At 62.6% G+C, this 21,913-nt stretch carries 19 protein-coding genes; 7 read left to right on the top strand and 12 right to left on the bottom strand.

Annotation, left to right across the window (positions count from 1 at the left end; genetic code table 11):
• The first annotated feature begins 40 nt into the window (after positions 1-40).
• From CAF78_RS09640 to CAF78_RS09630, 3 genes are all read left to right on the top strand, one after another.
• Positions 41-2,452 carry a glucose/quinate/shikimate family membrane-bound PQQ-dependent dehydrogenase gene (locus tag CAF78_RS09640; protein ID WP_085675203.1) on the top strand — a complete coding sequence of 804 codons (2,412 nt, stop codon included), beginning with the start codon at positions 41-43 and terminating at the stop codon, positions 2,450-2,452.
• 227 nt (positions 2,453-2,679) lie between these two features.
• Positions 2,680-5,100, top strand: coding sequence for an endopeptidase La (lon, locus tag CAF78_RS09635; RefSeq protein WP_085675202.1), 2,421 nt, complete (start codon positions 2,680-2,682; stop codon positions 5,098-5,100).
• A 353-nt stretch (positions 5,101-5,453) separates the two neighbouring features.
• On the top strand, positions 5,454-5,846 hold the full coding sequence (locus CAF78_RS09630) for a protease inhibitor I42 family protein (protein WP_085675201.1): 393 nt from the start codon (positions 5,454-5,456) through the stop codon (positions 5,844-5,846).
• Here the strand turns inward: CAF78_RS09630 and CAF78_RS09625 are convergent, their stop codons facing one another.
• Together CAF78_RS09625 and CAF78_RS09620 are read right to left on the bottom strand one after the other, a co-directional pair.
• Complete coding sequence (locus CAF78_RS09625) at positions 5,847-6,791, bottom strand: alpha-xenorhabdolysin family binary toxin subunit B (RefSeq protein ID WP_085675200.1); 945 nt, start codon at positions 6,789-6,791, stop codon at positions 5,847-5,849.
• Positions 6,784-7,983, bottom strand: a complete 1,200-nt coding sequence (locus tag CAF78_RS09620; protein WP_143515031.1) for an alpha-xenorhabdolysin family binary toxin subunit A — start codon at positions 7,981-7,983, stop codon at positions 6,784-6,786. Before CAF78_RS09620 ends, CAF78_RS09625 begins: the two co-directional genes overlap by 8 nt.
• 190 nt (positions 7,984-8,173) lie before the next feature.
• Here CAF78_RS09620 and cmoA point away from each other — a divergent pair, with 190 nt between their 5' ends.
• Together cmoA and cmoB are read left to right on the top strand one after the other, a co-directional pair.
• Positions 8,174-8,917 carry a carboxy-S-adenosyl-L-methionine synthase CmoA gene (gene cmoA, locus CAF78_RS09615; protein ID WP_085675198.1) on the top strand — a complete coding sequence of 248 codons (744 nt, stop codon included), beginning with the start codon at positions 8,174-8,176 and terminating at the stop codon, positions 8,915-8,917.
• Positions 8,914-9,870, top strand: coding sequence for a tRNA 5-methoxyuridine(34)/uridine 5-oxyacetic acid(34) synthase CmoB (gene cmoB / locus CAF78_RS09610; protein ID WP_085675197.1), 957 nt, complete (start codon positions 8,914-8,916; stop codon positions 9,868-9,870). The genes cmoA and cmoB overlap by 4 nt, the downstream gene beginning before the upstream one ends.
• Before the next feature lie 70 nt (positions 9,871-9,940).
• Here cmoB and CAF78_RS09605 read toward each other — a convergent pair whose 3' ends face one another.
• Positions 9,941-10,144 (bottom strand): hypothetical protein, encoded by a 204-nt coding sequence (locus CAF78_RS09605; protein WP_085675196.1) that lies wholly within the window; start codon positions 10,142-10,144, stop codon positions 9,941-9,943.
• Between the two features lie 242 nt (positions 10,145-10,386).
• Here CAF78_RS09605 and CAF78_RS09600 point away from each other — a divergent pair, with 242 nt between their 5' ends.
• Complete coding sequence (locus CAF78_RS09600; protein WP_085675195.1) at positions 10,387-11,061, top strand: heavy metal response regulator transcription factor; 675 nt, start codon at positions 10,387-10,389, stop codon at positions 11,059-11,061.
• The gene (locus CAF78_RS09595; protein WP_085675194.1) at positions 11,058-12,440 is read left to right on the top strand and encodes a heavy metal sensor histidine kinase; all 1,383 of its coding nucleotides are present in this window, start codon (positions 11,058-11,060) and stop codon (positions 12,438-12,440) included. The genes CAF78_RS09600 and CAF78_RS09595 overlap by 4 nt, the downstream gene beginning before the upstream one ends.
• Positions 12,441-12,568: 128 nt before the next feature.
• On the opposite strand, the gene pdxJ is transcribed toward CAF78_RS09595, so the two are convergent.
• The 9 genes from pdxJ to CAF78_RS09550 form a co-directional block, all read right to left on the bottom strand.
• On the bottom strand, positions 12,569-13,291 hold the full coding sequence (gene pdxJ, locus CAF78_RS09590) for a pyridoxine 5'-phosphate synthase (RefSeq protein WP_152954894.1): 723 nt from the start codon (positions 13,289-13,291) through the stop codon (positions 12,569-12,571).
• A 61-nt stretch (positions 13,292-13,352) separates the two neighbouring features.
• Positions 13,353-14,036, bottom strand: a complete 684-nt coding sequence (recO, locus tag CAF78_RS09585; protein WP_085675193.1) for a DNA repair protein RecO — start codon at positions 14,034-14,036, stop codon at positions 13,353-13,355.
• A gap of 83 nt (positions 14,037-14,119) precedes the next feature.
• Positions 14,120-15,022 carry a GTPase Era gene (era, locus tag CAF78_RS09580; protein ID WP_016498176.1) on the bottom strand — a complete coding sequence of 301 codons (903 nt, stop codon included), beginning with the start codon at positions 15,020-15,022 and terminating at the stop codon, positions 14,120-14,122.
• Positions 15,015-15,704 (bottom strand): ribonuclease III, encoded by a 690-nt coding sequence (rnc, locus tag CAF78_RS09575; RefSeq protein WP_027917873.1) that lies wholly within the window; start codon positions 15,702-15,704, stop codon positions 15,015-15,017. Before rnc ends, era begins: the two co-directional genes overlap by 8 nt.
• A gap of 161 nt (positions 15,705-15,865) precedes the next feature.
• Positions 15,866-16,720, bottom strand: a complete 855-nt coding sequence (lepB, locus tag CAF78_RS09570) for a signal peptidase I (protein WP_054885003.1) — start codon at positions 16,718-16,720, stop codon at positions 15,866-15,868.
• A 5-nt stretch (positions 16,721-16,725) separates the two neighbouring features.
• On the bottom strand, positions 16,726-18,525 hold the full coding sequence (lepA, locus tag CAF78_RS09565; protein ID WP_085675192.1) for a translation elongation factor 4: 1,800 nt from the start codon (positions 18,523-18,525) through the stop codon (positions 16,726-16,728).
• Positions 18,526-18,707: 182 nt separating this feature from the next.
• Entirely contained in the window at positions 18,708-20,144 is a 1,437-nt protein-coding gene (locus CAF78_RS09560) for a DegQ family serine endoprotease (RefSeq protein WP_085675191.1), read from the bottom strand.
• A gap of 188 nt (positions 20,145-20,332) precedes the next feature.
• Positions 20,333-21,298 (bottom strand): MucB/RseB C-terminal domain-containing protein, encoded by a 966-nt coding sequence (locus CAF78_RS09555; RefSeq protein ID WP_085675190.1) that lies wholly within the window; start codon positions 21,296-21,298, stop codon positions 20,333-20,335.
• 12 nt (positions 21,299-21,310) lie between these two features.
• Entirely contained in the window at positions 21,311-21,901 is a 591-nt protein-coding gene (locus CAF78_RS09550; RefSeq protein WP_027917878.1) for a sigma-E factor negative regulatory protein, read from the bottom strand.
• Positions 21,902-21,913 lie beyond the last annotated feature (12 nt).

Below are 21,913 nucleotides of genomic sequence, written 5' to 3'. Positions count from 1 at the left end.
ACCTTCACACTGACCACCTTCACATAACGGAGAACCTACGATGAGCACTGACGGTGCCAACCAAGGAACCCGCTGGCTACCGCGCCTGATGGGCGTGCTGCTGTTGCTGATGGGCCTGGCCCTGCTGGCCGGCGGCATCAAGCTGAGCCAGCTGGGCGGATCGCTGTACTACCTGATTGCCGGTATCGGCTTCGCTCTGTCGGGCGCCCTGCTGCTGGCCAAGCGCCGCATCGCCCTGGGCCTGTATGGCCTGGTGCTGCTGGGCAGTACCGTGTGGGCCATGCTTGAAGTGGGCCTGGACTGGTGGCAACTGGTGCCGCGCCTGGCCATCTGGTTCGCCATCGGTGTGGTACTGCTGTTGCCATGGGCACGTCGCCCGTTGACCGGCCCTGCCGCCAAGGCCAACACCGCGCTGCTGAGCGTTGCCGTGCTGGCTTCGGGCGCCTGTGCCCTGGGCAGCCAGTTCACCCACCCGGGTGAAGTGTTCGGCGAGCTCGGCCGCGACAACAGCGAAATGGGCAGCGCCGCACCGGCCATGCCCGATGGCGACTGGCAGGCCTATGGCCGCACCGAGCACGGCGACCGCTATTCGCCGCTGCGCCAGATCACCCCGCAGAACGCCTACCGCCTGGAAGAAGCCTGGCGCATCCGCACAGGCGACCTGCCGACCGAAAACGACCCGGTGGAGCTGACCAACGAAAACACCCCGCTGAAGGCCAACGGCATGCTCTATGCCTGCACCGCCCACAGCAAAGTGCTGGCCCTGGACCCGGACACCGGCGCCGAGATCTGGCGCTACGACCCGCAGATCAAGACCCCGGTCGGCACCTTCAAGGGCTTCGCCCACATGACTTGCCGCGGCGTCTCGTACTACGACGAAAACAGCTACGTCAGCCGTGACGGCAGCCCGGCGCCGAAAGTGTCCGATGCCGGCCAGGCCGTGGCCCAGGCTTGCCCGCGCCGCCTCTACCTGCCGACCGCCGACGCCCGCCTGATCGCCATCAACGCCGACAACGGCAAGGTCTGCGAAGGCTTCGCCAACCAGGGCGCGATCGACCTGACCACGGGCATCGGCCCGTTCACCGCTGGCGGCTACTACTCCACCTCGCCAGTGGCGATCACCCGCAGCCTGGTAATCATCGGCGGCCATGTCACCGACAACGAGTCGACCAACGAACCGTCCGGCGTGATCCGCGCCTACGATGTGCACGACGGCCGCCTGGTGTGGAACTGGGACAGCAACAATCCGGACGACACCAAGCCGCTGGCCCCGGGCAAGATGTACAGCCGCAACTCGGCCAACATGTGGTCGCTGGCAAGCGTCGACGAAGACCTGGGCATGGTCTACCTGCCGCTGGGCAACCAGACCCCTGACCAGTGGGGCGCTGACCGCACCCCGGGCGCCGAGAAGTACAGCGCCGGTGTTGTCGCCCTGGACCTTGCCACCGGCAAGGCGCGCTGGAACTACCAGTTCACCCACCACGACCTGTGGGACATGGACGTCGGCAGCCAGCCGACCCTGGTGCACCTGAAGACCAAGGACGACATCAAGCCGGCGATCATCGTGCCGACCAAGCAGGGCAGCCTGTATGTGCTCGACCGCCGCGACGGCACGCCGATCGTGCCGATCCGCGAGATCCCGGTCCCGCAGGGCGCGGTCAAGGGTGACCACACCGCACCGACCCAGGCCCGTTCCGACCTCAACCTGCTCGGCCCTGAGCTGACCGAACAGTCCATGTGGGGCGCCACGCCGTTCGACCAGATGCTCTGCCGCATCCAGTTCCGCGAGCTGCGCTACGAAGGCCAGTACACCCCGCCGTCCGAACAGGGCAGCTTGGTCTACCCGGGCAACGTCGGCGTGTTCAACTGGGGCAGCGTGTCGGTCGACCCGGTGCGCCAACTGCTGTTCACCTCGCCCAACTACATGGCCTTCGTGTCGAAGATGGTGCCGCGCGAGCAGGTGGCCGCCGGCAGCAAGCGCGAAAGCGAGACCAGCGGCGTGCAGCCGAACACCGGCGCGCCGTACGCGGTGACCATGCACCCGTTCATGTCGCCTATCGGCATCCCGTGCCAGGCGCCGGCCTGGGGTTATGTCGCGGCCATCGACCTGTTCACCAACAAGGTGGTGTGGAAGCGCAAGAACGGCACGACCCGTGACAGCACCCCGGTGCCGATCGGCATGCCGGTGGGCGTACCGAGCATGGGCGGTTCGATCGTCACGGCAGGTGGCGTCGGCTTCCTCAGCGGCACCCTCGACCAGTACCTGCGCGCCTATGACGTGAACAACGGCAAGGAACTGTGGAAGGCCCGCCTGCCAGCAGGTGGCCAGGCCACGCCGATGACCTATACCGGCAAGGACGGCAAGCAGTATGTGCTGATCGTCGCCGGCGGGCATGGCTCGCTGGGCACGAAAATGGGCGATTACATCATCGCTTACAAATTGGCCCAGTAACCCTCAGTAGCGGCGGTGGCCTCACTGCCGCATTCGCGGGCAAGCCCGCTCCCACAGGTCCCCCACAGGCTTTAGAACTGTGGGGGACCTGTGGGAGCGGGCTTGCCCGCGAATGGGCCGGTACTGGCCAGCAAAGATGAAACCCACCCCCTGCGCCCTTCGTCTACCATTGAAACCCATCCCCCCGCGCCCCATCTAAGCACCATAGTCATTCACGCAGGTGCCCCATGAGCGACCAGCAGGATTTCCCGGAACAACCCGACGAACACAGCGCAGTCGAACAGCCCGCCCCCCAGGCCGATACCGGCCACGCCCTCGCCCTGCCCGGCCAGCAGCTGCCGGACAAGGTCTATGTGATCCCGATCCACAACCGCCCGTTCTTCCCCGCGCAAGTGCTGCCGGTGATCGTCAACGAAGAGCCCTGGGCCGAAACCCTCGACCTGGTCGCCAAGACCGAACACCACTCGCTGGCACTGTTCTTCATGGACACCCCGCCGGAAGACCACCGCCATTTCGACACCTCGGCCCTGCCGGAGTACGGCACCCTGGTCAAGGTGCACCACGCCAGCCGCGAGAACGGCAAGTTGCAGTTCGTCGCCCAGGGCCTGACCCGGGTACGCATCCGCACCTGGCTCAAGCACCATCGCCCCCCATACCTGGTCGAAGTCGAGTACCCGCGCCAGCCGGCCGAGCCGACCGACGAGGTCAAGGCCTACGGCATGGCGCTGATCAACGCGATCAAGGAGCTGCTGCCGCTCAACCCGCTGTACAGCGAAGAACTCAAGAACTACCTCAATCGCTTCAGCCCCAACGACCCGTCGCCGCTCACCGACTTTGCCGCCGCGCTCACCTCTGCCACCGGCAACGAGCTGCAGGAAGTGCTCGACTGCGTGCCCATGCTCAAGCGCATGGAGAAGGTGCTGCCGATGCTGCGCAAGGAGGTCGAGGTCGCGCGCCTGCAGAACGAGATTTCCGCCGAGGTCAACCGGCAGATCGGTGAACACCAGCGCGAGTTCTTCCTCAAGGAGCAGCTCAAGGTCATCCAGCAGGAGCTGGGTCTGACCAAGGACGACCGCAGCGCCGACCTCGAACAGTTCAAGCAGCGCCTTGCGGGCAAGACCTTGCCCGAGCAGGCGAAAAAGCGCATCGACGAAGAAATGGGCAAGCTGGCCATCCTCGAGACCGGCTCACCCGAATACGCCGTTACCCGCAACTACCTGGAATGGGCCACCGCCCTGCCCTGGGGCCTGTACGGCAAGGACAAGCTCGACCTGAAACATGCACGCAAGGTGCTCGACCAGCACCACGCGGGCCTGGACGACATCAAGGAACGTATCCTCGAGTTCCTCGCCGTCGGTGCCTGGAAAGGCGAGATCAGCGGCTCGATCGTGCTACTGGTGGGCCCGCCCGGGGTGGGCAAGACCAGCATCGGCAAGTCCATCGCCGAATCCCTCGGTCGGCCGTTCTACCGCTTCAGCGTCGGCGGCATGCGCGACGAGGCCGAGATCAAGGGCCACCGCCGCACCTACATCGGCGCCCAGCCGGGCAAGCTGGTGCAGGCGCTGAAGGACGTCGAAGTGATGAACCCGGTGATCATGCTCGACGAGATCGACAAGATGGGCCAGAGCTACCAGGGCGACCCGGCCTCGGCGCTGCTGGAAACCCTCGATCCGGAGCAGAACGTCGATTTCCTCGACCACTACCTGGACCTGCGCCTGGACCTGTCCAAGGTGCTGTTCGTGTGCACCGCCAACACCCTGGACTCGATCCCTGGGCCGCTACTCGACCGCATGGAGGTGATCCGCCTGTCCGGCTACATCACCGAAGAGAAGCTGGCCATCGCCAAGCGCCACCTGTGGCCCAAGCAGCTGGAAAAGGCCGGCGTCGCCAAGACCAGCCTGAGCATCAGCGACAGCGCCCTGCGCACGGTAATCGAGGGCTATGCCCGTGAAGCCGGCGTACGCCAGCTGGAGAAACAGCTGGGCAAGCTGGTGCGCAAGGCCGTGGTCAAGCTGCTGGAAAACCCGGATGCCAAGCTCAAGATCGGCAACAAGGACCTGGAGGCCGCCCTGGGCATGCCAGTGTTCCGTAGCGAGCAGGTGCTGGCGGGCAAAGGCGTGATCACCGGCCTGGCCTGGACCAGCATGGGTGGCGCGACCCTGCCGATCGAGGCAACGCGCATCCATACCCTGAACCGCGGCTTCAAGCTCACCGGCAAGCTGGGTGATGTGATGAAGGAGTCCGCCGAAATCGCCTACAGCTACGTCAGTTCCAACCTCAAGCAGTTTGGCGGTGACCCGGGCTTCTTCAACGAAGCGTTCATTCACCTGCACGTGCCCGAAGGCGCCACGCCCAAGGATGGCCCGAGTGCCGGCATCACCATGGCCAGCGCGCTGCTGTCGCTGGCCCGCGACCAGGTGCCGAAGAAAGGCGTGGCCATGACCGGCGAGCTCACCCTCACCGGCCAGGTGCTGCCGATTGGCGGCGTACGCGAGAAGGTGATCGCGGCGCGGCGGCAGAAGATCTTCGAGCTGATCCTGCCGGAGCCGAACCGCGGGGACTTCGAAGAGCTGCCGGACTACCTGCGCGAAGGCATGACCGTGCACTTCGCCAAGCGCTTCGCTGACGTGGCCAAAGTCCTGTTCTGACCTGTACCGGCCTGTTCGCGGGTGAACCCGCTCTCATAGAACAATACATAACTCTTTGATTTAGCTGAGGTCTTGTGGGAGCGGGCGCGCCCGCGAACACCGGCGAAGCCGGTGCCATGCACCGCGTCGCATGCTTCGCGGGCACGCCCGCTCCCACAGGGTAAAGCGGCGCATGCCGAGGCTTTGTTCTCTGCGCGACAGCGCAGCCGTGATCTCCCACAGGGAATTCACAGTCTTCAAGCGCTGTGTTGTACCTGTGGGAGCGGCTTTAGCCGCGAAGAGGCCGGCACTGGCAACACTAAATCCCTTGATCATCGGGTATCCTCAGGCCATCGCCAGCCTTTGGAGCCACCATGACCGCCCCTCGTCTGCTCGTTCCCCTGAGCCTCGCCCTGCTCGCCGCCTGCGCCCAGCAGCCTAAGCAAACCGTAGAACTGGACGCCGACAGCGAATGCCCCAAGCGCCTGCAGGTCGGGCAGAGTCTTACCCTGACCCTGCCAAGCAACCCCACCACCGGTTACCGCTGGCTGGTACAGAACCCGGCGTCGAATGTGCTGCGCAGTCTCGGCCCCGAGGTCTACAGCACCCCCGAAGACGCCGGTATCGTCGGCAGCTCAGGTATTTCGACCTGGCGTTTCGAAGCCCGCGCCGAAGGTGAAGGTCATCTGGTGTTGATTTACCAGCAGCCTTGGGCCCCAGAGGTGCGCCCTGTACAAACTTTCGATTGTGCAATCAGGGTCCGATGACTAGGCACGCTCGAAGGCTTTTTGTACCGCCAGAAGGTATCGGTACAAGTCCTCCAGGACAATCAGTGCCTTCTCGGGTTCAACGCCGGCCGTGAGCGTATCAGAGCAGGATTGCCAGAACGCCACGACCTTGCGGGCCGACTGAAGCCAGCAATCCTTGATTGATCCTATGCCGGCCAACGCACGGGTTGACTCAAGTTCAGCCATGGCTTTGTCCTTACGCCTCTGGGCAATCTCACATAGCTGTTTGGCTTCGTGAATGCTTTCGCAAAGCCGATTGCGCACTTGGGTCAACTCACTGAACGTGCTCGCGCCCTCAAGCACTTCTACATGGGAGAGCAGCTTACTGCGAACCTGCTTCAACAACGCCGCATCCACCTTGGGGTTCTTGATGAACCCGAAAGCGGCATCAATGTCCTCTTCACTGGGTATGAGGCCTTTGAATGCTTTGTAGACGGTCGGCGTCTCGAAAGCATCGATGGCTGCAACGATGTCTGCATGTTGTTGTTGCAGTTTTTCCAATCGAAGCTCGGCAGGCGTGCCTTCCTCATTAAGGTCGGCAACGGATTGCTCGAGCCATACCACTTGCTGATCGACTGCAGACCATGAAAGCAATTCAAGACGCAAGGTTTGCTGTGCCAACTCACCGCACAGTGTTGCCTGCAGGGTGGAAGCCTCGGCGATCTTGCCCGTTGGCACTGTCGCTTCGGCAGGAAGAGCGAATAGTTTATTGCCCAGCAACACAGTACCACCGAGCACGGCCTCCCGAAGTGACCGATCAGTAGCCAGCAGGACTTCCTTGAATTGCCGACACAGGTCCTTGACACCAGGCGTTACTTCGTCCTGCACCTCATCACACATTTCGAACGCCTTGAACTTCAGTTGCTTCAGCTCGACAAAGTCCGGCACTGCACGCTCTACGGCAATAGGCCCTTGATTAGACATTCTGATGTTCCTCCAGTAACTGATTAAACAGCTCCGACAACGTGTGACAGATATCTCCAATACGTCCCCATGGCCTGATAACTTCAACGAAGTCCTGAACGAAATCTTCCAGGTCGGTGCTCGTCGATAAGTTCCTGGACTCTTCCAGCGAGGTGCTCGCAAATTTGCTCAAATACAGCCAGACATCCGCCAAGCGTTGAGTAGCACTAATGAGGTCCGTCGTCCTGTATTTCAGGTCACTGATCTTGGCGTTGATGACTTCCATGTTCTTGATTGCCGGGATCAGGTCAACCAAACGCTCGGACAACCGGTCCCGCTCCTTGATAAAGTTATTTTTTCTGGCCCTCGTATCTTCGGCCTGGGAACCAAATATCCCCCCCGTAACAATCAAGCCAAGAGGTCCCAAGACAAGTCCGGTAAAGGCGTATCCAACCTCGGTACTGTATTGCCCACTCAACGCCTCGATCTGGGAGTCCAAATCATCTCGCTCACTAACGAGCGTATCGGATCGGGTCTTCAGCGTGCGATCAATGTGTTGATTCACGCGTTTAAGGTGCGGTTTTATTTCAATTTCGATTTCTTTATGAAACCACGTCGCCCGCTCATCGACATCGTCAATATGCATCTTGGTTTGTTCAATTTCCTTGATGAGTTCTCCCAAGCGTCTGTCGATAACACTCAGGATCGCGCTGCGTTCCTCACCCGTGAGCTCAGCGGTATAGAGATCACCCCCCTGCTTATTTTTTTCGCTGGCAATACGCTGAAAGACGGCAGTGCCCTCGATACTTTCGATCAAAGCGCCGCCTCGACTTTTCATCGACTTGGCAAACAATTCAATTACTGGACCCAGCTCCTTGATTTGTCGTTCGAGCTTGTCCCATTCATCCACATGCCGATGTAGCCTTTTGTTCAAATCGATAATCTTGTCTACTTCGACGCCCAACAATTCGTAATCCGCTTCTTCCTTGATATCCTCTTCGGTCCGGGACAATTTGCGCACAGCGCGCACATAGCCCTTGATGACCCGAAGGTTGTCAGGTGTCATTATGCTGGCAGCCTGGGACGTGTTGCTTGATCGCTCTGCAAGAAATGCGAAATATTTTTCTGGTAACTTCTGCGCCCTGACTTTTACAGCCAGATTTTCAACTGGCCCATCCGACGAAATTGGGCTTTCATTTGGTAGTGATCCCATGACAACATCCTGGTTAAGTTAATTGCAAGTGCCCGCCAAAATTACCCCCAGTCGCATTCGTGCTGTAACTGTTAAAGCTCTACACTGGCGGTATGAATAAGCGAGCACGGGTTGTAGGACAGACAACCATGGTCAGCTCCCTGCCTTTTGGCTAAAATGCGATGCCGTATGCCTTTGCCTCGAGCCCGCTGTGAATCGATCGCCCGACCGCCTATTTGCCCAACCCCTGGAGCAGGTACCCGACTTCGTCTTCAACGAAGACGTGGTGCGTGTATTCCCGGACATGATCAAGCGCTCGGTGCCCGGTTACCCGACCATCGTCGAAAACCTCGGCGTGCTGGCCGCGCGCTTCGCCCAACCGAACAGCGCGCTGTATGACCTGGGCGCTTCCCTGGGTGCCGTCACCCAGTCGCTGCGCCGCCATGTACGCAGCGATGGCTGCCGGGTGATCGCGGTGGACAATTCGGCCGCCATGGTCGAACGTTGCCGCCAGTACCTGACCGCCCAGGATTCAATGTTCCAGGAGCTGCTGCCGGTCGACGTGCTTGAAGCCGACATCCTCACCCTGCCCTTCGAACCGGCCTCGGTGGTGGCGATGAACTTCACCCTGCAGTTCATCGCCCCGGAACAACGCCTGGGGCTGCTCGGCCAGATCCGCCAGGCACTGCTGCCCGGCGGCGCGCTGATCCTCTCGGAGAAACTGCGCTTCGCCGATGACGAGCAGCAGACACTGCTGAACGAACTGCACCTGGACTTCAAGCGGGCCAATGGCTACAGCGAACTGGAAATCGCCCAGAAGCGCAGCGCCATCGAGAACGTGATGAAGCCCGACACCCTGGAAGCCCACAAGGAACGCCTGCACGCAGCCGGTTTCACCAAGGTGGTGCCCTGGTTCCAATGCCTCAACTTTGCCTCGCTGATAGCCTTGCCATGATCGATCTGTCCCCCCTCGTCCGCCGCCTGGCGGGCACGCCCCTGTCTTCCTGGTCCCAGGGCCTGCAAGCACAACTGCAAGCCAAACTGGAAAAAGGCCACGGCGACCTCGACCGCTGGCGCGGTGCGCTCGACGCGCTGCCAGCCCTGCAGCCCAGCGAAATAGACCTGGTCGACGGCCTGCGCCTGGATTGCGAGTGCGATGACGCCACCCGTGCGCAGATGCGCCAGGCGCTGATGGGCCTGTCGCCCTGGCGCAAGGGGCCGTTCGACCTGTTTGGCGTGCATGTCGACACCGAATGGCGCTCGGACTGGAAGTGGTCGCGGGTCGGCCCGCACCTCGACCTCAAGGGCAAGCGCGTGCTCGATGTCGGCTGCGGCAATGGCTACTACCAGTGGCGCATGCTCGGCGCCGGCGCCGACATGGTCATCGGCGTCGATCCCAACTGGCTGTTCTTCTGCCAGTTCCAGGCCGTGCAACAGTACCTGCCGGAACTGCCCGCCTGGCACCTGCCGTTAGCCCTGGAAGAGCTGCCGGCCAACCTCGAAGGCTTCGACACCGTGTTTTCCATGGGCGTGTTCTACCACCGCCGCTCGCCCATCGAGCACCTGCTGGCGCTCAAGGACTGCCTGGTCAAAGGCGGCGAGCTGGTGCTGGAAACCCTGGTGATCGAGGGCGACGAAAACCAGGTGCTGGTGCCCGAAGACCGTTACGCGCAGATGCGCAACGTCTGGTACCTGCCGTCGGTACCGGCCTTGGAGCGCTGGTTGCGCCGGGCCGGTTTCACTGACGTGCGCTGCGTCGACGTGAGCGTCACCAGCATCGACGAACAGCGCAGCACCGAATGGATGCGCTACCAGTCGCTGGGCGATTTCCTCGACCCGAACGACCACAGCAAGACCATCGAAGGCCTGCCAGCCCCGCGCCGCGCCACCCTGCTGGCGCGCAAATAAAAAAGGCGTCCATGAGGACGCCCGAATCACACCTGTGCCGGGGAGCAGTGCCGGCACAGCTGCTGTTGCCTCAGTCCTTGGCCACCTCGCGGGCCTTCTCCTGCGCCTTGCGCTCGCGCTCGGCGATGGCCTGTTGCTTATCGCCGTGCAGGCGCTCCTGATCCTGGCGGAATGCTTGCCAGAACTGCTGGGAACGTTCGGCGCCGCCTTCGGCGTAGACACTGGCGCTGCCCAAGGCGAGGGTCGCCAGCAGCAGGTACTTGGTCAGGTTCATCGTGGTTGCCTCGTTGATAACCGGTCAGACAGGGCAATCGTATCTACGGGCAGCTAACGCCAAGGTGAGGCGGGCATTACAGTCTTGCAATGTGGCCCTTGGCAGACACCCAGCTAACACCAGGATTACAAATCCGTTATCTACGCCGACCGGCCATTCGCATGCCGTAACATCCTGCGGCTTGACCCTGAAGCCCCTACAGGCTTGAGAATCCCGCCCTTCCCAGCACATAGAGCCCACCCATGCGCCTACTGATCATCGAGGACGAACTGCGTACCGCCGACTACCTGCAACAAGGCCTGCGCGAAAACGGCTACGTGGTCGACTGCGCCCACACCGGCATCGACGGCTTGCACCTGGCGCGCCAGCAGCCCTACGAGCTGATCATCCTCGACGTCAACCTGCCCGAACTGGACGGTTGGACAGTGCTGCAGCGCCTGCGCGCCGAATCGGCCACGCGGATCATGATGCTGACAGCCCATGGTCGCCTGTCCGACCGGGTCAAAGGCCTCGACCTGGGCGCGGATGACTACCTGCTCAAACCGTTCGAATTCCCCGAACTGCTGGCCCGCATCCGCAGCCTGCTGCGCCGTAACGACCAGCAACTGCAACCGAGCACCCTGCGCGTCGCCGACCTGGAGCTGGACCCCGGCCGCCACCGCGCCTACCGCGCCGGCAAGCGCATCGACCTGACCGCCAAGGAGTTCGCCCTGCTGCACCTGCTGATGCGCCAGAGTGGCGAGGTGCTGTCGCGCACGCAGATCATCTCGCTGGTGTGGGACATGAATTTCGACTGCGACACCAATGTGGTGGAGGTGTCGATCCGCCGCCTGCGGGCGAAAATCGACGACCCGTTCGACGACAAGCTGATCCATACCCTGCGCGGCGTCGGCTATGTGCTCGAGGCCCGCGTGTGAAGCACGCCAGCCTGTCGCTGCGCCTGGGCCTGAGCGTGACCCTGATGGGCGCTGCCCTGGTGTTGCTGCTCGCCTGCCTGGCCGTGTTCGCCCTCGACCACGAACTGGACAGCCGCGCGCGCAAGGACCTGGCACGCAAGATGTTGCAGGTCGAGCACAATCTGCGCGTCGACCTGCGCAGCGAAGACCTCGGCAGCCGCGCCCATCCGTTGCTTGACCTGGTGATGGGCCACGACAACCTCAGCCTCAGCGTACTGGCCCTAGAGGGCCGCCATCCGCACCTGCTCAGCCTCGGCCCTGCGCTTGAGTCCCGGGTGGGCGAATTGCATACCGATTCGCGGCTTAACTACCACGAATGGCGTGACAGCAGCGGTAACCAGATCCTCACCGTCACCCGGCAGATGCGCCTGCGCGACGACACCCCGGTGCGGGTGATGATGTCGCTCAACCGCGCCGACGACCATGCCCTGCTTCAGGCCTACCTGCACTCGACACTGCTGGCCTTGCCACTGCTGTTGCTGCTGATCGGCGCTGGCGCCTGGTGGCTCGTGCAACGCGGCCTGAAGCCACTGCGCCACTTCCGCCGCATCGCCGGGCAGGTCTCTGCCCAGGACCTGCAACACCGGCTGCCCGTGACCGGGCTGCCCCTGGAGCTGGCGGAGCTGGCATGCAGTATCAATGTGATGCTCGACCGCCTGGATCAGGGTGTGCGCCAGCTGTCGCAGTTCTCCGACGACCTGGCCCACGAACTGCGTACCCCGCTGAGCAACCTGATGGGCAAGGCCCAGGTCACCCTGGCCCGCGAGCGTGATGGCGAGCATTACCGGGAAGTGCTGGAAGACAGCATCGAAGAGCTGACCCGACTCAGCCGCATCATCAACGACATGCTGTTCCTCGCACAGGTCAGCCAGCCACAGGCGCAGGTGGCGCTCAAGCCGCTGGCCCTGGCCGGTGAAGCGGCGCAGGTCAGCGAGCTGTTTGCCTTCAGTGCCGAGCTCAAGGGCATCGAGCTGCATGTGCAGGGCTGGGGGACCGCACTGGCGGACCGCTTGATGTTCCAGCGGGCGCTGTCGAACCTGTTGAGCAATGCCATACGGCATGGGCCAGACGGGCAGCCTGTGAAGCTGGGCATCGAGCGCCAAGGCAGCGAGGTACGGGTGTGGGTGGAAAACCTGGGACCGGGGATTGCCGAAGAACATTGCCCGCAGTTGTTCGAGCGGTTCTACCGCGTGGGGTCGGGGCGCTCGCGGCTGGAGGGTGGGACGGGATTGGGGCTGGCGATCGTGAAGTCGATCATGCAGTTGCATGGGGGGCGGGTCGAGGTGAGCAGCTGCCCTTCAGGGCCTACACGTTTCACGCTGGTATTTCGAGCAGAGTAAGCGTGTTACCTGTACCGGCCTCTTCGCGGGCTCGCCCGCTCCCACAGGTGCTCCACAGCCTGAAGGCATGCGCTATTCCTGTAGGAGCGGGCGTGCCCGCGAAGAGGCCGGTACTGGCAACCGAAGGATCAGCGCGAAGCCGCGACGATCAGCGCCTTCATCTCGGCCACAGCGGCCTTGAAGCCAACGAACAAGGCATGCGCCACCAGCGCGTGGCCAATGTTCAGTTCATTGATCCCCTTGATCGCCGCCACCGCCTCGACATTGTGGTAATGCAGGCCATGGCCAGCATTGACGATCAGCCCCTGGCCCACGCCAAACGCCACGCCATCGACGATGCGCTGCAGTTCCTCGGCCACTTCGGTCGGTGTTTCAGCATCGGCATAGCGCCCAGTGTGCAGCTCGATGGCCGGCGCACCGACGCGGCGCGAAGCCTCGATCTGCCGCTCGTCGGCATCGATGAACAACGACACCTCAGCACCGGTACGCGACAGGCGCTCGACCGCCGCCTTGATCCGCGCCTCCTGGCCAGCCACGTCCAGTCCACCTTCGGTGGTCAGCTCCTGACGGGTTTCGGGAACCAGGCAGATATGCGCAGGGCGGATTTTTTCGGCGAAGGCCATCATCTCTTCAGTGACGCCCATCTCGAAGTTCATGCGCGTCTGCAGCACGTCCTTGAGCAGCACCACGTCGCGCTCCTGGATATGCCGGCGGTCTTCACGCAGGTGCACGGTGATGCCATCGGCGCCCGCTTCCTCGGCATCCAGCGCCGCCTTGACCGGGTCCGGGTAACGGGTGCCGCGGGCCTGGCGCAGGGTCGCCACGTGGTCGATGTTGACGCCGAGAAGCATGCGGTTGCTGTGAGTCACGAAAGGCTCTCCTGAAGTTTGAGCCACACAGCATACGACGTGCTCAGCGCTTGCGAAACAGTTCCCGGCTGACCAGCGGTTTTGGCCCCAGGTGCACCGCCAGTGCCTGGCGCATCAGGCGCTTGGCCGCCAGCAAGGCACCCGGTGCGTCCCAGTCAGCCTGGGCCAGGGCCAGCAGTGCAGTGCCATTGAACAGGCCAGGCTGGGCCAGGTACACCCGCTCCAGGCCGGCATCGACCCGCAAGCGGTACAGGCCTTCGGCTTCGACCGGGTCGTCATTGATGTCGTGGCTGAGCGAGAAGGTGTACCCCAGGTCTTCCAGCAGCCGCCACTCGAAGGAGCGCAGCAGGGGCTCCAAGGGCCTGCCTTCGGCCAACGCCTGCAGGGTCAGGGCGTAATGCTCGAACAACTCTGGCTGCGGTGCCTCGGCGGGCAGCAGGCGCATCAGCAGTTCGTTAAGGTACAGGCCGCTGAACAGCGCGTCGCCATGCAGCCAGGCGGCAATACCGACGGAGTCCAGGCGCCTGACGTTCTTCAGCTCACCTTTGCCGAACAGCTCCACTTCCAGCGGTACGAACGGCCGCACCAGGCTGCCACCCTTGCCCCGCGCACGGCGCAGCACCGCGCGCAGGCGGCCCTGGGGCGTGAAGAAGTCCACCAGGGCACTGGTTTCCTTGTAGGCGCGGCTGTGCAGGACATAGGCCGGCTGCGGGGTGGGTTGGTCCATGCACTGTCTCTGAAGGTCAGTGTAACTGTGGGAGCGCCCCGACAAGCCCGCTCCCACAGGGTACGCCGATTGCTCAGGGCGAGTTAAAGGTCGCCGTAGCCCAGCGAACGCAGGGCGCGTTCGTCGTCGGACCAGCCGCCCTTGACCTTGACCCAGAGGTTGAGCATGACCTTGGAGTCGAACAGCACTTCCATGTCCTTTCGCGCCTCAGAGCCAATGCGCTTGATACGCTCGCCCTTGTCACCAATGATGATCTTCTTCTGGCCATCACGCTCGACCAGGATCAGTGCATGGATGTGCAGCACGTGGCCCTGCTGCTTGAACTCTTCGATTTCCACGGTGATCTGGTACGGCAGCTCCGCACCCAACTGGCGCATGATCTTCTCGCGCACCAGTTCGGCGGCGAGGAAGCGGCTGCTGCGGTCGGTGATCTGGTCTTCCGGGAAGAAGTGGTCGTTTTCCGGCAGGTGCTTGGCGATCTGGGCTTCCAGCGCTTCCAGGTTGTGGCCCTGCTGCGCGGAAATCGGCATCACTTCGGCGTTCGGCAGTTGTTCCTGCAGCCACTGCAGGTGCGGGATCAGCTCGGCCTTCTCTTCCATACGGTCGGTCTTGTTGACGGCGATGATCAGCGGGCCGGTCACGTACTGCACGCGCTCCAGCACCAGCTGGTCCTCGTCGGTCCACTTGGTGCGGTCGACCACGAAGATCACCACGTCGACGTCCTTCAGGGCCGCCGAAGCGTTACGGTTCATGTAACGGTTCAAGGCCTTGTCGTTGGCCTTGTGCATGCCCGGGGTGTCGACGTAGATCGCCTGCACGTCACCCTCGGTCTTGATGCCGAGCATGTTGTGGCGGGTGGTCTGCGGCTTGCGCGAGGTGATCGCCAGCTTCTGGCCGAGGATATGGTTGAGCAGGGTCGACTTGCCCACGTTCGGGCGGCCGACGATGGCCACGTAACCGCAGCGGGTCGGGTTGTTATCAGTCATTGCCATTCTCCACGCCCAGGGCGATCAATGCAGCAGCGGCGGCGACCTGCTCGGCGATACGCCGGCTGACGCCCTGGCCACGGCTCTTGTTGTTCAGCAGCACCACTTCACACTCGACGAAGAACGTGCGGCAGTGCGGTTCGCCCTGGATGTCGACCACCTCGTAACGCGGCAGCTCGCAGCTGCGCGATTGCAGAAACTCCTGCAGCCGGGTTTTCGGGTCCTTGTTGGTGTCGACCAGGGTCAGGCCTTCGAACTCGTCGGTCAGCCAGGCGAGCACACGCTCGCGCGCGGTCTGCATGTCGGCGTCCAGGTAGATGGCGCCGATCAGCGCCTCCAGGGCGTCTGCCAGGATCGACTCACGGCGGAAGCCACCGCTCTTGAGCTCACCCGAGCCCAGGCGCAGGTAATCGCCCAGGTCGAAACCACGGGCCAGGCGGGCCAGGGTCTCGCCCTTGACCAGGCGGGCGCGCAGACGCGACAGCTGGCCTTCACGGGCCTGCGGGAAGCGCTCGAACAGCGCCTCGCCGGCGACGAAGTTGAGAATGGCGTCACCGAGGAACTCCAGGCGCTCGTTGTTGCGCCCGGCATAGCTGCGGTGAGTCAGGGCCAGCAGCATCTGCTCCTGGTTCTTGAAGGTGTAGCCGAGCTTGCGCTCGAGACGGGCAAGGGAAGCACTCATGCAGCCACCCGTTGGTTGTTCAACGCGTTGTTCAAATCAACATCCTGAAAGACTGTTTGGCTGTGGTCCGTCGCGGCGAGCGGCGAATCTCTCGTTCCTTGAGAACACAGCCTATGTCAGAAATGCATTCGGCGCTGTCTGCAGGACAGCGCCGAAGGGTATCAATGGATCAGACCGACCCGCGACAGGTTGGGCAAGTGGCTGAGCTTGGGCTCTGGCCAGCTCATCCAGACCGCGAAGGCCTTGCCGACAATGTTCCGGTCCGGAACCATGCCGTGCAGCTCTTTAGGGATCTTCGGGTCATCCCAGTAACGGCTGTCGTTGGAGTTGTCGCGGTTGTCGCCCATCATGAAGTAATGGCCGGCCGGCACGGTCCATTGCTGGTCCGGCGGCATGCGATAACGGGTCATCTCCTTGCGGATCAGGTGCTCGGCTTCGCCGAGTTTTTCCTTGTACAGCTCGGCGCTGCCCAAGGTCCCCGGTTCGGCGCCGACCAGCTGCTCGGCGATCGGCTGGCCGTTGACGAACAGCCGCTTGTCGCTGGTGTAGCTGATCTTGTCGCCCGGCAGGCCGACCACACGCTTGATGTAGTTGACGTTCGGGTCGCTCGGGTAGCGGAACACCATCACATCGCCGCGTTGCGGGTCACCGACCTCGATGACCTTCTTGTCGATCACCGGCAGGCGGATGCCATACGAGAACTTGTTCACCAGGATGAAATCGCCCACTTCCAGGGTCGGTTTCATCGACCCCGAAGGGATCTGGAACGGCTCGACCAGGAACGAGCGCAGCACCAGCACGATGAACAGCACCGGGAAGAACGATTTGCCGTACTCGACCAGCAGCGGCTCCTTGCTCAGGCGCTCGACCACTGCCATTTCTGGCTGGGTGACGCTGCCCTGGTAGTTGGCGATCGCTGCCCGCCGGCGCGGCGCCAGGAACAGCAGATCGATCAAGCCCAGCAGACCGCAGACAAAGACGGCGATGACTAGCAACAGCGGGAAATTTAGCGACATAGGACCTAGCTATCCAACCTGAGCACGGCGAGGAAGGCTTCCTGTGGAATCTCCACGTTGCCCACCTGTTTCATGCGTTTCTTACCGGCCTTCTGCTTCTCCAGCAGTTTCTTCTTACGGCTGACGTCACCACCGTAGCACTTGGCCAGTACGTTCTTTCTGAGCGCCTTGACGGTCGTCCGCGCGATGATCTGGCCGCCAATGGCTGCCTGGATCGCCACATCGAACATCTGCCGAGGGATCAGCTCCTTCATCTTCTCGGTCAACGCACGGCCTTTGTAGGCCGCGTTGTCGCGGTGCACGATCAATGCCAGGGCATCGACCTTGTCGCCGTTGATCAGTACGTCCAGCTTGACCAGGTTGGCCGACTGGTAGCGATCGAAATGATAGTCCAGCGAAGCATAGCCGCGGCTGGTCGACTTCAGGCGGTCGAAGAAATCCAGTACCACTTCGTTCATCGGCATGTCATAGCGCACCTGCACCTGGCTGCCGAGGAACTGCATGTCGCGCTGCACGCCACGCTTCTCGATGCACAGGGTGATGACGTTGCCCAGGTGCTCCTGCGGCACCAGAATGGTCGCGGTCACGATCGGCTCGCGGAAATCGGCCACGGACGAGACATCCGGCAGTTTCGACGGGTTGTCGACGACGATGGTCTCACCGGTCTTGAGTTCGAGCTCGTAGATCACGCTTGGCGCGGTGGTGATCAGGTCCAGGTCGTATTCACGCTCCAGGCGCTCCTGGATGATCTCCATGTGCAGCATGCCGAGGAAGCCGCAACGGAAGCCGAAGCCCAGGGCATCGGAGCTTTCCGGCATGTATTGCAGCGACGAGTCGTTGAGGGTCAGCTTCTGCAGGGCATCGCGGAAGTCCTCGAAGTCGTCGGAGCTGACCGGGAACAGGCCGGCGTAGACTTGCGGCTGGATCTTCTTGAAGCCCGGCAGCACCTCGACCTCGGGGGTCGTGGACAGAGTCAGGGTGTCACCTACCGGCGCACCGTGAATGTCCTTGATGCTGGCGATGATGAAGCCGACTTCACCGGCCTTGAGGTCAGCGGTCTGGGTGTGCTTCGGTGTGAACACACCGACGCTGTCGACCAGGTGCACCTTGCCGGTGGACTTGACCAGGATCTTGTCGCCTTTCTTGACGCGGCCGTGGCGCACACGCACCAGCGAGACCACGCCCAGGTAGTTGTCGAACCAGGAGTCGATGATCAGCGCCTGCAGTGGCGCTTCGATATCGCCCTCCGGCGCAGGGATGGTCTGCACCAGGCGCTCGAGCACCTCGTCCACGCCCATGCCGCTCTTGGCGCTGCAGGCCACGGCGTCGGTGGCATCGATGCCGATGATCTTCTCGATCTCGTCCTTCACGCGGTCCGGGTCGGCCTGGGGCAGGTCCATCTTGTTCAGCACCGGCATGACTTCCAGGCCCTGCTCGATGGCGGTGTAGCAGTTGGCCACGGACTGGGCTTCGACGCCCTGGCCGGCGTCCACCACCAGCAGCGCACCTTCACAGGCCGCCAGCGAACGCGAGACTTCGTAGGTGAAGTCGACGTGCCCGGGGGTATCGATGAAGTTCAGCTGGTAGACCTTGCCGTCCTGCGCCTTGTAGTTGAGCGTGACGCTGTGGGCCTTGATGGTGATACCGCGTTCGCGCTCGAGGTCCATGGAGTCCAGTACCTGGGCTTCCATTTCGCGCGCCGACAGGCCACCGCACATTTGAATGAAACGGTCGGCCAGCGTCGACTTGCCATGGTCGATGTGGGCGATGATGGAGAAATTGCGGATATGACTCAAATCACTCACGGGTCAACACTCGGAAAAGGCTGCGAGCCGGACGCCCGCCGAAAAATAGCCGGGAATTGTACCTTAAGCTGCTGGGATATGGGAGATTCCTCTATCGGACTGTACACAGCATTCGCGCCCGCAATTGTGAACTTTCATGAAAAAGGGCAGCCGAAGCTGCCCTTTCCTACCCCTGAGCCCGCTTATTCGGCGAGTTTGAAGGTGATGAAGCTGGCGCGCCCCTGACGCAGCACGCGCATCGACACCGAACGGTTCTTCGGCAGGTCCTTGGCGATTTCGGTGAACTGCTTGGCCGACGCGACCGCCTGGTTGTTCAGGTGGCTGATCACGTCACCCGGGCGCAGCCCGATCATTGCGGCCGGGCCGTCCTGAACTTCCTTGATGACCACGCCACCTTTGAGCTCCAGGGTCTTCTTCTGCTCTGCGGTCAGGTCCGATACAGACACGCCCAGGCGGTTGCTGTTGCGCTCGGCGCTGCCTTCAGGACCACTGCCGGTACCGATATCGGCATCATCATCCGGCATCGGGCCGACGGCGACGTCCAGGGTCTGGCGCTTGCCGTTGCGGATGATCTCGAGCTTGGCCTTCTCGCCATCCTTCAGGCTGCCGACCAGGTGCGGCAAGTCAGCCGACATGACGATCGGCTGGCCGTTCATGCTCAGGATCACGTCACCCACCTGCAAGCCGCCCTTGGCTGCCGGGCCGTTCTCCAGCACCTGCGCCACCAGGGCGCCCGCCGGCTTGTCGAGGCCGAACGACTCAGCCAGGTCCTTGTTGACCTCCTGAATCACCACACCCAGCCAGCCGCGGCTGACCTTGCCGTCTTTCTTCAGCTGGTTGGACACATCGATGGCCACGTCGATCGGGATGGCGAAGGACAGGCCCATGAAACCGCCGGAACGGGTGAAGATCTGCGAGTTGATCCCCACCACCTCGCCTTTCATGTTGAACAGCGGGCCACCGGAGTTGCCCGGGTTAATGGCCACGTCGGTCTGGATGAATGGCACATAGGTGTCGTTGGGCAGGGTACGGCCCTTGGCGCTGACGATACCTTTGGTCACCGAGTGGTCGAAGCCGAACGGCGAACCGATGGCCAGCACCCACTCACCGACCTTGAGCTTCTCGGAGTCACCCAGCTTGACGGTCGGCAGGTTCTTGCCTTCGACCTTGAGCAAGGCCACGTCGGTGCGCGGGTCGGTGCCGATCAGCTTGGCCTGCAGCTCGCTGCGGTCCGACAGGCGGACGATGATTTCGTCGGCATCGGCAACCACGTGGTTGTTGGTCAGCACATAGCCATCGCTGGAAATGATGAAGCCCGACCCCAGCGACATGGCCTCGCGCTGGCGATCACCTCGCGGCGAACGTGGCTGCTGCGGCATGTTGCGCTCGAAGAACTCGCGGAACATCGGCGGCAGGCCTTCGAGGTCCGGCATCTGCCCGGAAGCGACGCGGTCCGGCAGCTTCTGCTTGGTGCTGATGTTGACCACCGCCGGCGAGGCCTGCTCGACCAAGGTGGTGAAGTCCGGCAGGGCTTCATCGGCCTGGGCGCTGAGCACCTGGCCGAGCATCAGCACGGCGGCGAACATCGTTAGGTAGGATTTCAAGCGTGGTATTGACATACGGCTCCCGTCACAACGAGCGGTAGTTGGAAATAGCCCTGCCCAAAGCAGGAAAGGCCAGACTCCTGAGAAGCCTGACCTATAGAAAATTTGCCGAAGGATTGCAAATGACAATGCTTTAATTTCATTTCAGCCGCATGTCCGTTTGCCTGTGCATTGCCCGTCAGACGGTGCGCAAAAGCGCGCCATCACTGGCGCGCCTGGGCATCCTGAGGGCGCATCGACAGCGCGACACGTTCTGCCGTACCCAGCGGAATCTCGCCGACCACGGTGACCTGCACCTTGCCCTTGGGTGTGTTCAGGCGCCGTGAAACGGCGGAGGTAGGGCCAAGCTGGGTGCGCACATCGGCACCGGCATCATCCTTCACAGGTTCCAGGAACACCGAGAAACGAGCCAGCCCATCGTCATACATCAGGCTGCTTATCGAGCTGTTGCGCTCGGGATCGCGACGCACAGTACTGTTGATCAGTTCGAAACCCGGCGGCAGCCAGTCCGAACGCCAGCCGGCGACGGCTTCGGTTGCAGTACTGGCCACGTGCTCAACCGGTTTGCACGTGGGACGTGCCCGCATCGCCTCATCACTGGGCACCGCGTCCGTATCCAGCCGGATCATCTGGAAACGTTCCAGCAACTGCCCCTTGTCATTAAGCATCAACGAGCGCAGAGGCAGGCCGGTCTGACGATCCAGATGAAGTTCGAATGCATAGCGATGCTGATCGCGAGGTGTCAGCGTGACGATCAGGGCATCACGGTCGGCGACCCGTGCCTTGCCCGCCACACTCAGGTCGTACCAACCCATCAGCTTGAGGGGATCAAGCAATCGCGGCGCAGCATCCGGAGGACTACCAACGCCACCGGCCAGGCCGCCACTGACGCATTGCACCTTGCCATCCACGCGCACCACTTCCTGGGCCGGGCCATCGAGCTGCAGAAGCCGCTCGCTGACCTTGCCGTCCTGAACGCGATGCCAGATATCGTGGGAAGAGAAGCTGCCGTTACGTTCGTAGACGAAGGAGCCCTGGTAACTCTGCTTCTGCTCGGCCTGTGCCAGCTTGTTCAACCATTCGCTCGCCTCGGGCGAGGAGTTGGCTGCCAACGCTGGCACCGTCATGCAGCTGCCTATCAGCAGCGACAGGAGAGGTAGCGCGCGCATGATCCTCCTTACTTAGCGGTTTTCCAGGCTGGCGGCGCGGGCATACGGCAGGGCGGTCTCAGTGCCCTTGAGCGCGGATTCCTGCGCGTGCTGGCGCAGATAGCCTGGCAGACGCTGGTCCCAGCCGGCCTGGTTCTGCAGCACGCCGTTGGCCATCGGCCCGGTCGGTTGCTCACTGCTTTCACTATAGCCTGCCAAAACCGCCGGGCCCTGACTTTGTGGCATGCTCAGGCCCTGCTGGGCAGGTTGCTGGGCAGCCAGCTCGGCACCGGTGATCTCGTCCTGGTTGTACATGCGCACACCGGCAAGCACCGCCACGGTGACCGAGGCAGCCACGGCCAGGCGGCCGATGCTGCGCCACGGGCCCTGCTTGACCTTGGCCGGCACGGCTTCGTCAGCCAGCGCGGCGGAGACCGCCGAGGCGATATCCAGCTTGGGCAGCAGCAGTTCCTTGTGCATCGCTGCGCGGGCTACCTGGTAACGCGACCAGGTGGCACGGGTTTCGGCATCGTCGACGGCGTTCAACACCCGACGCAATTCCAGTTCGTCCGCTTCGTTATCCATCACCGCGGACAGCGATTCCTGCAAAGCTTCACGACTCATGGCGGTTCCTCT

The organism is Pseudomonas sp. R28(2017) (assembly GCF_002112505.1).
Classification (GTDB): Bacteria; Pseudomonadota; Gammaproteobacteria; order Pseudomonadales; family Pseudomonadaceae; genus Aquipseudomonas.
Note: the sequence above shows the minus strand (reverse complement) of the source record. Positions and strands in the feature narration are given on the sequence as shown.

Coding starts and splice junctions, on each gene's coding strand:
- CAF78_RS09640 (WP_085675203.1), top strand. CDS start 41: ATGAGCACTGACGGTGCCAACCAAGGAACCCGCTGGCTACCGCGCCTG.
- lon (WP_085675202.1), top strand. CDS start 2,680: ATGAGCGACCAGCAGGATTTCCCGGAACAACCCGACGAACACAGCGCA.
- CAF78_RS09630 (WP_085675201.1), top strand. CDS start 5,454: ATGACCGCCCCTCGTCTGCTCGTTCCCCTGAGCCTCGCCCTGCTCGCC.
- CAF78_RS09625 (WP_085675200.1), bottom strand. CDS start 6,791: ATGTCTAATCAAGGGCCTATTGCCGTAGAGCGTGCAGTGCCGGACTTT.
- CAF78_RS09620 (WP_143515031.1), bottom strand. CDS start 7,983: ATGGGATCACTACCAAATGAAAGCCCAATTTCGTCGGATGGGCCAGTT.
- cmoB (WP_085675197.1), top strand. CDS start 8,914: ATGATCGATCTGTCCCCCCTCGTCCGCCGCCTGGCGGGCACGCCCCTG.
- CAF78_RS09605 (WP_085675196.1), bottom strand. CDS start 10,144: ATGAACCTGACCAAGTACCTGCTGCTGGCGACCCTCGCCTTGGGCAGC.
- CAF78_RS09600 (WP_085675195.1), top strand. CDS start 10,387: ATGCGCCTACTGATCATCGAGGACGAACTGCGTACCGCCGACTACCTG.
- pdxJ (WP_152954894.1), bottom strand. CDS start 13,291: ATGCTTCTCGGCGTCAACATCGACCACGTGGCGACCCTGCGCCAGGCC.
- recO (WP_085675193.1), bottom strand. CDS start 14,036: ATGGACCAACCCACCCCGCAGCCGGCCTATGTCCTGCACAGCCGCGCC.
- era (WP_016498176.1), bottom strand. CDS start 15,022: ATGACTGATAACAACCCGACCCGCTGCGGTTACGTGGCCATCGTCGGC.
- rnc (WP_027917873.1), bottom strand. CDS start 15,704: ATGAGTGCTTCCCTTGCCCGTCTCGAGCGCAAGCTCGGCTACACCTTC.
- lepB (WP_054885003.1), bottom strand. CDS start 16,720: ATGTCGCTAAATTTCCCGCTGTTGCTAGTCATCGCCGTCTTTGTCTGC.
- CAF78_RS09560 (WP_085675191.1), bottom strand. CDS start 20,144: ATGTCAATACCACGCTTGAAATCCTACCTAACGATGTTCGCCGCCGTG.
- CAF78_RS09555 (WP_085675190.1), bottom strand. CDS start 21,298: ATGCGCGCGCTACCTCTCCTGTCGCTGCTGATAGGCAGCTGCATGACG.
- CAF78_RS09550 (WP_027917878.1), bottom strand. CDS start 21,901: ATGAGTCGTGAAGCTTTGCAGGAATCGCTGTCCGCGGTGATGGATAAC.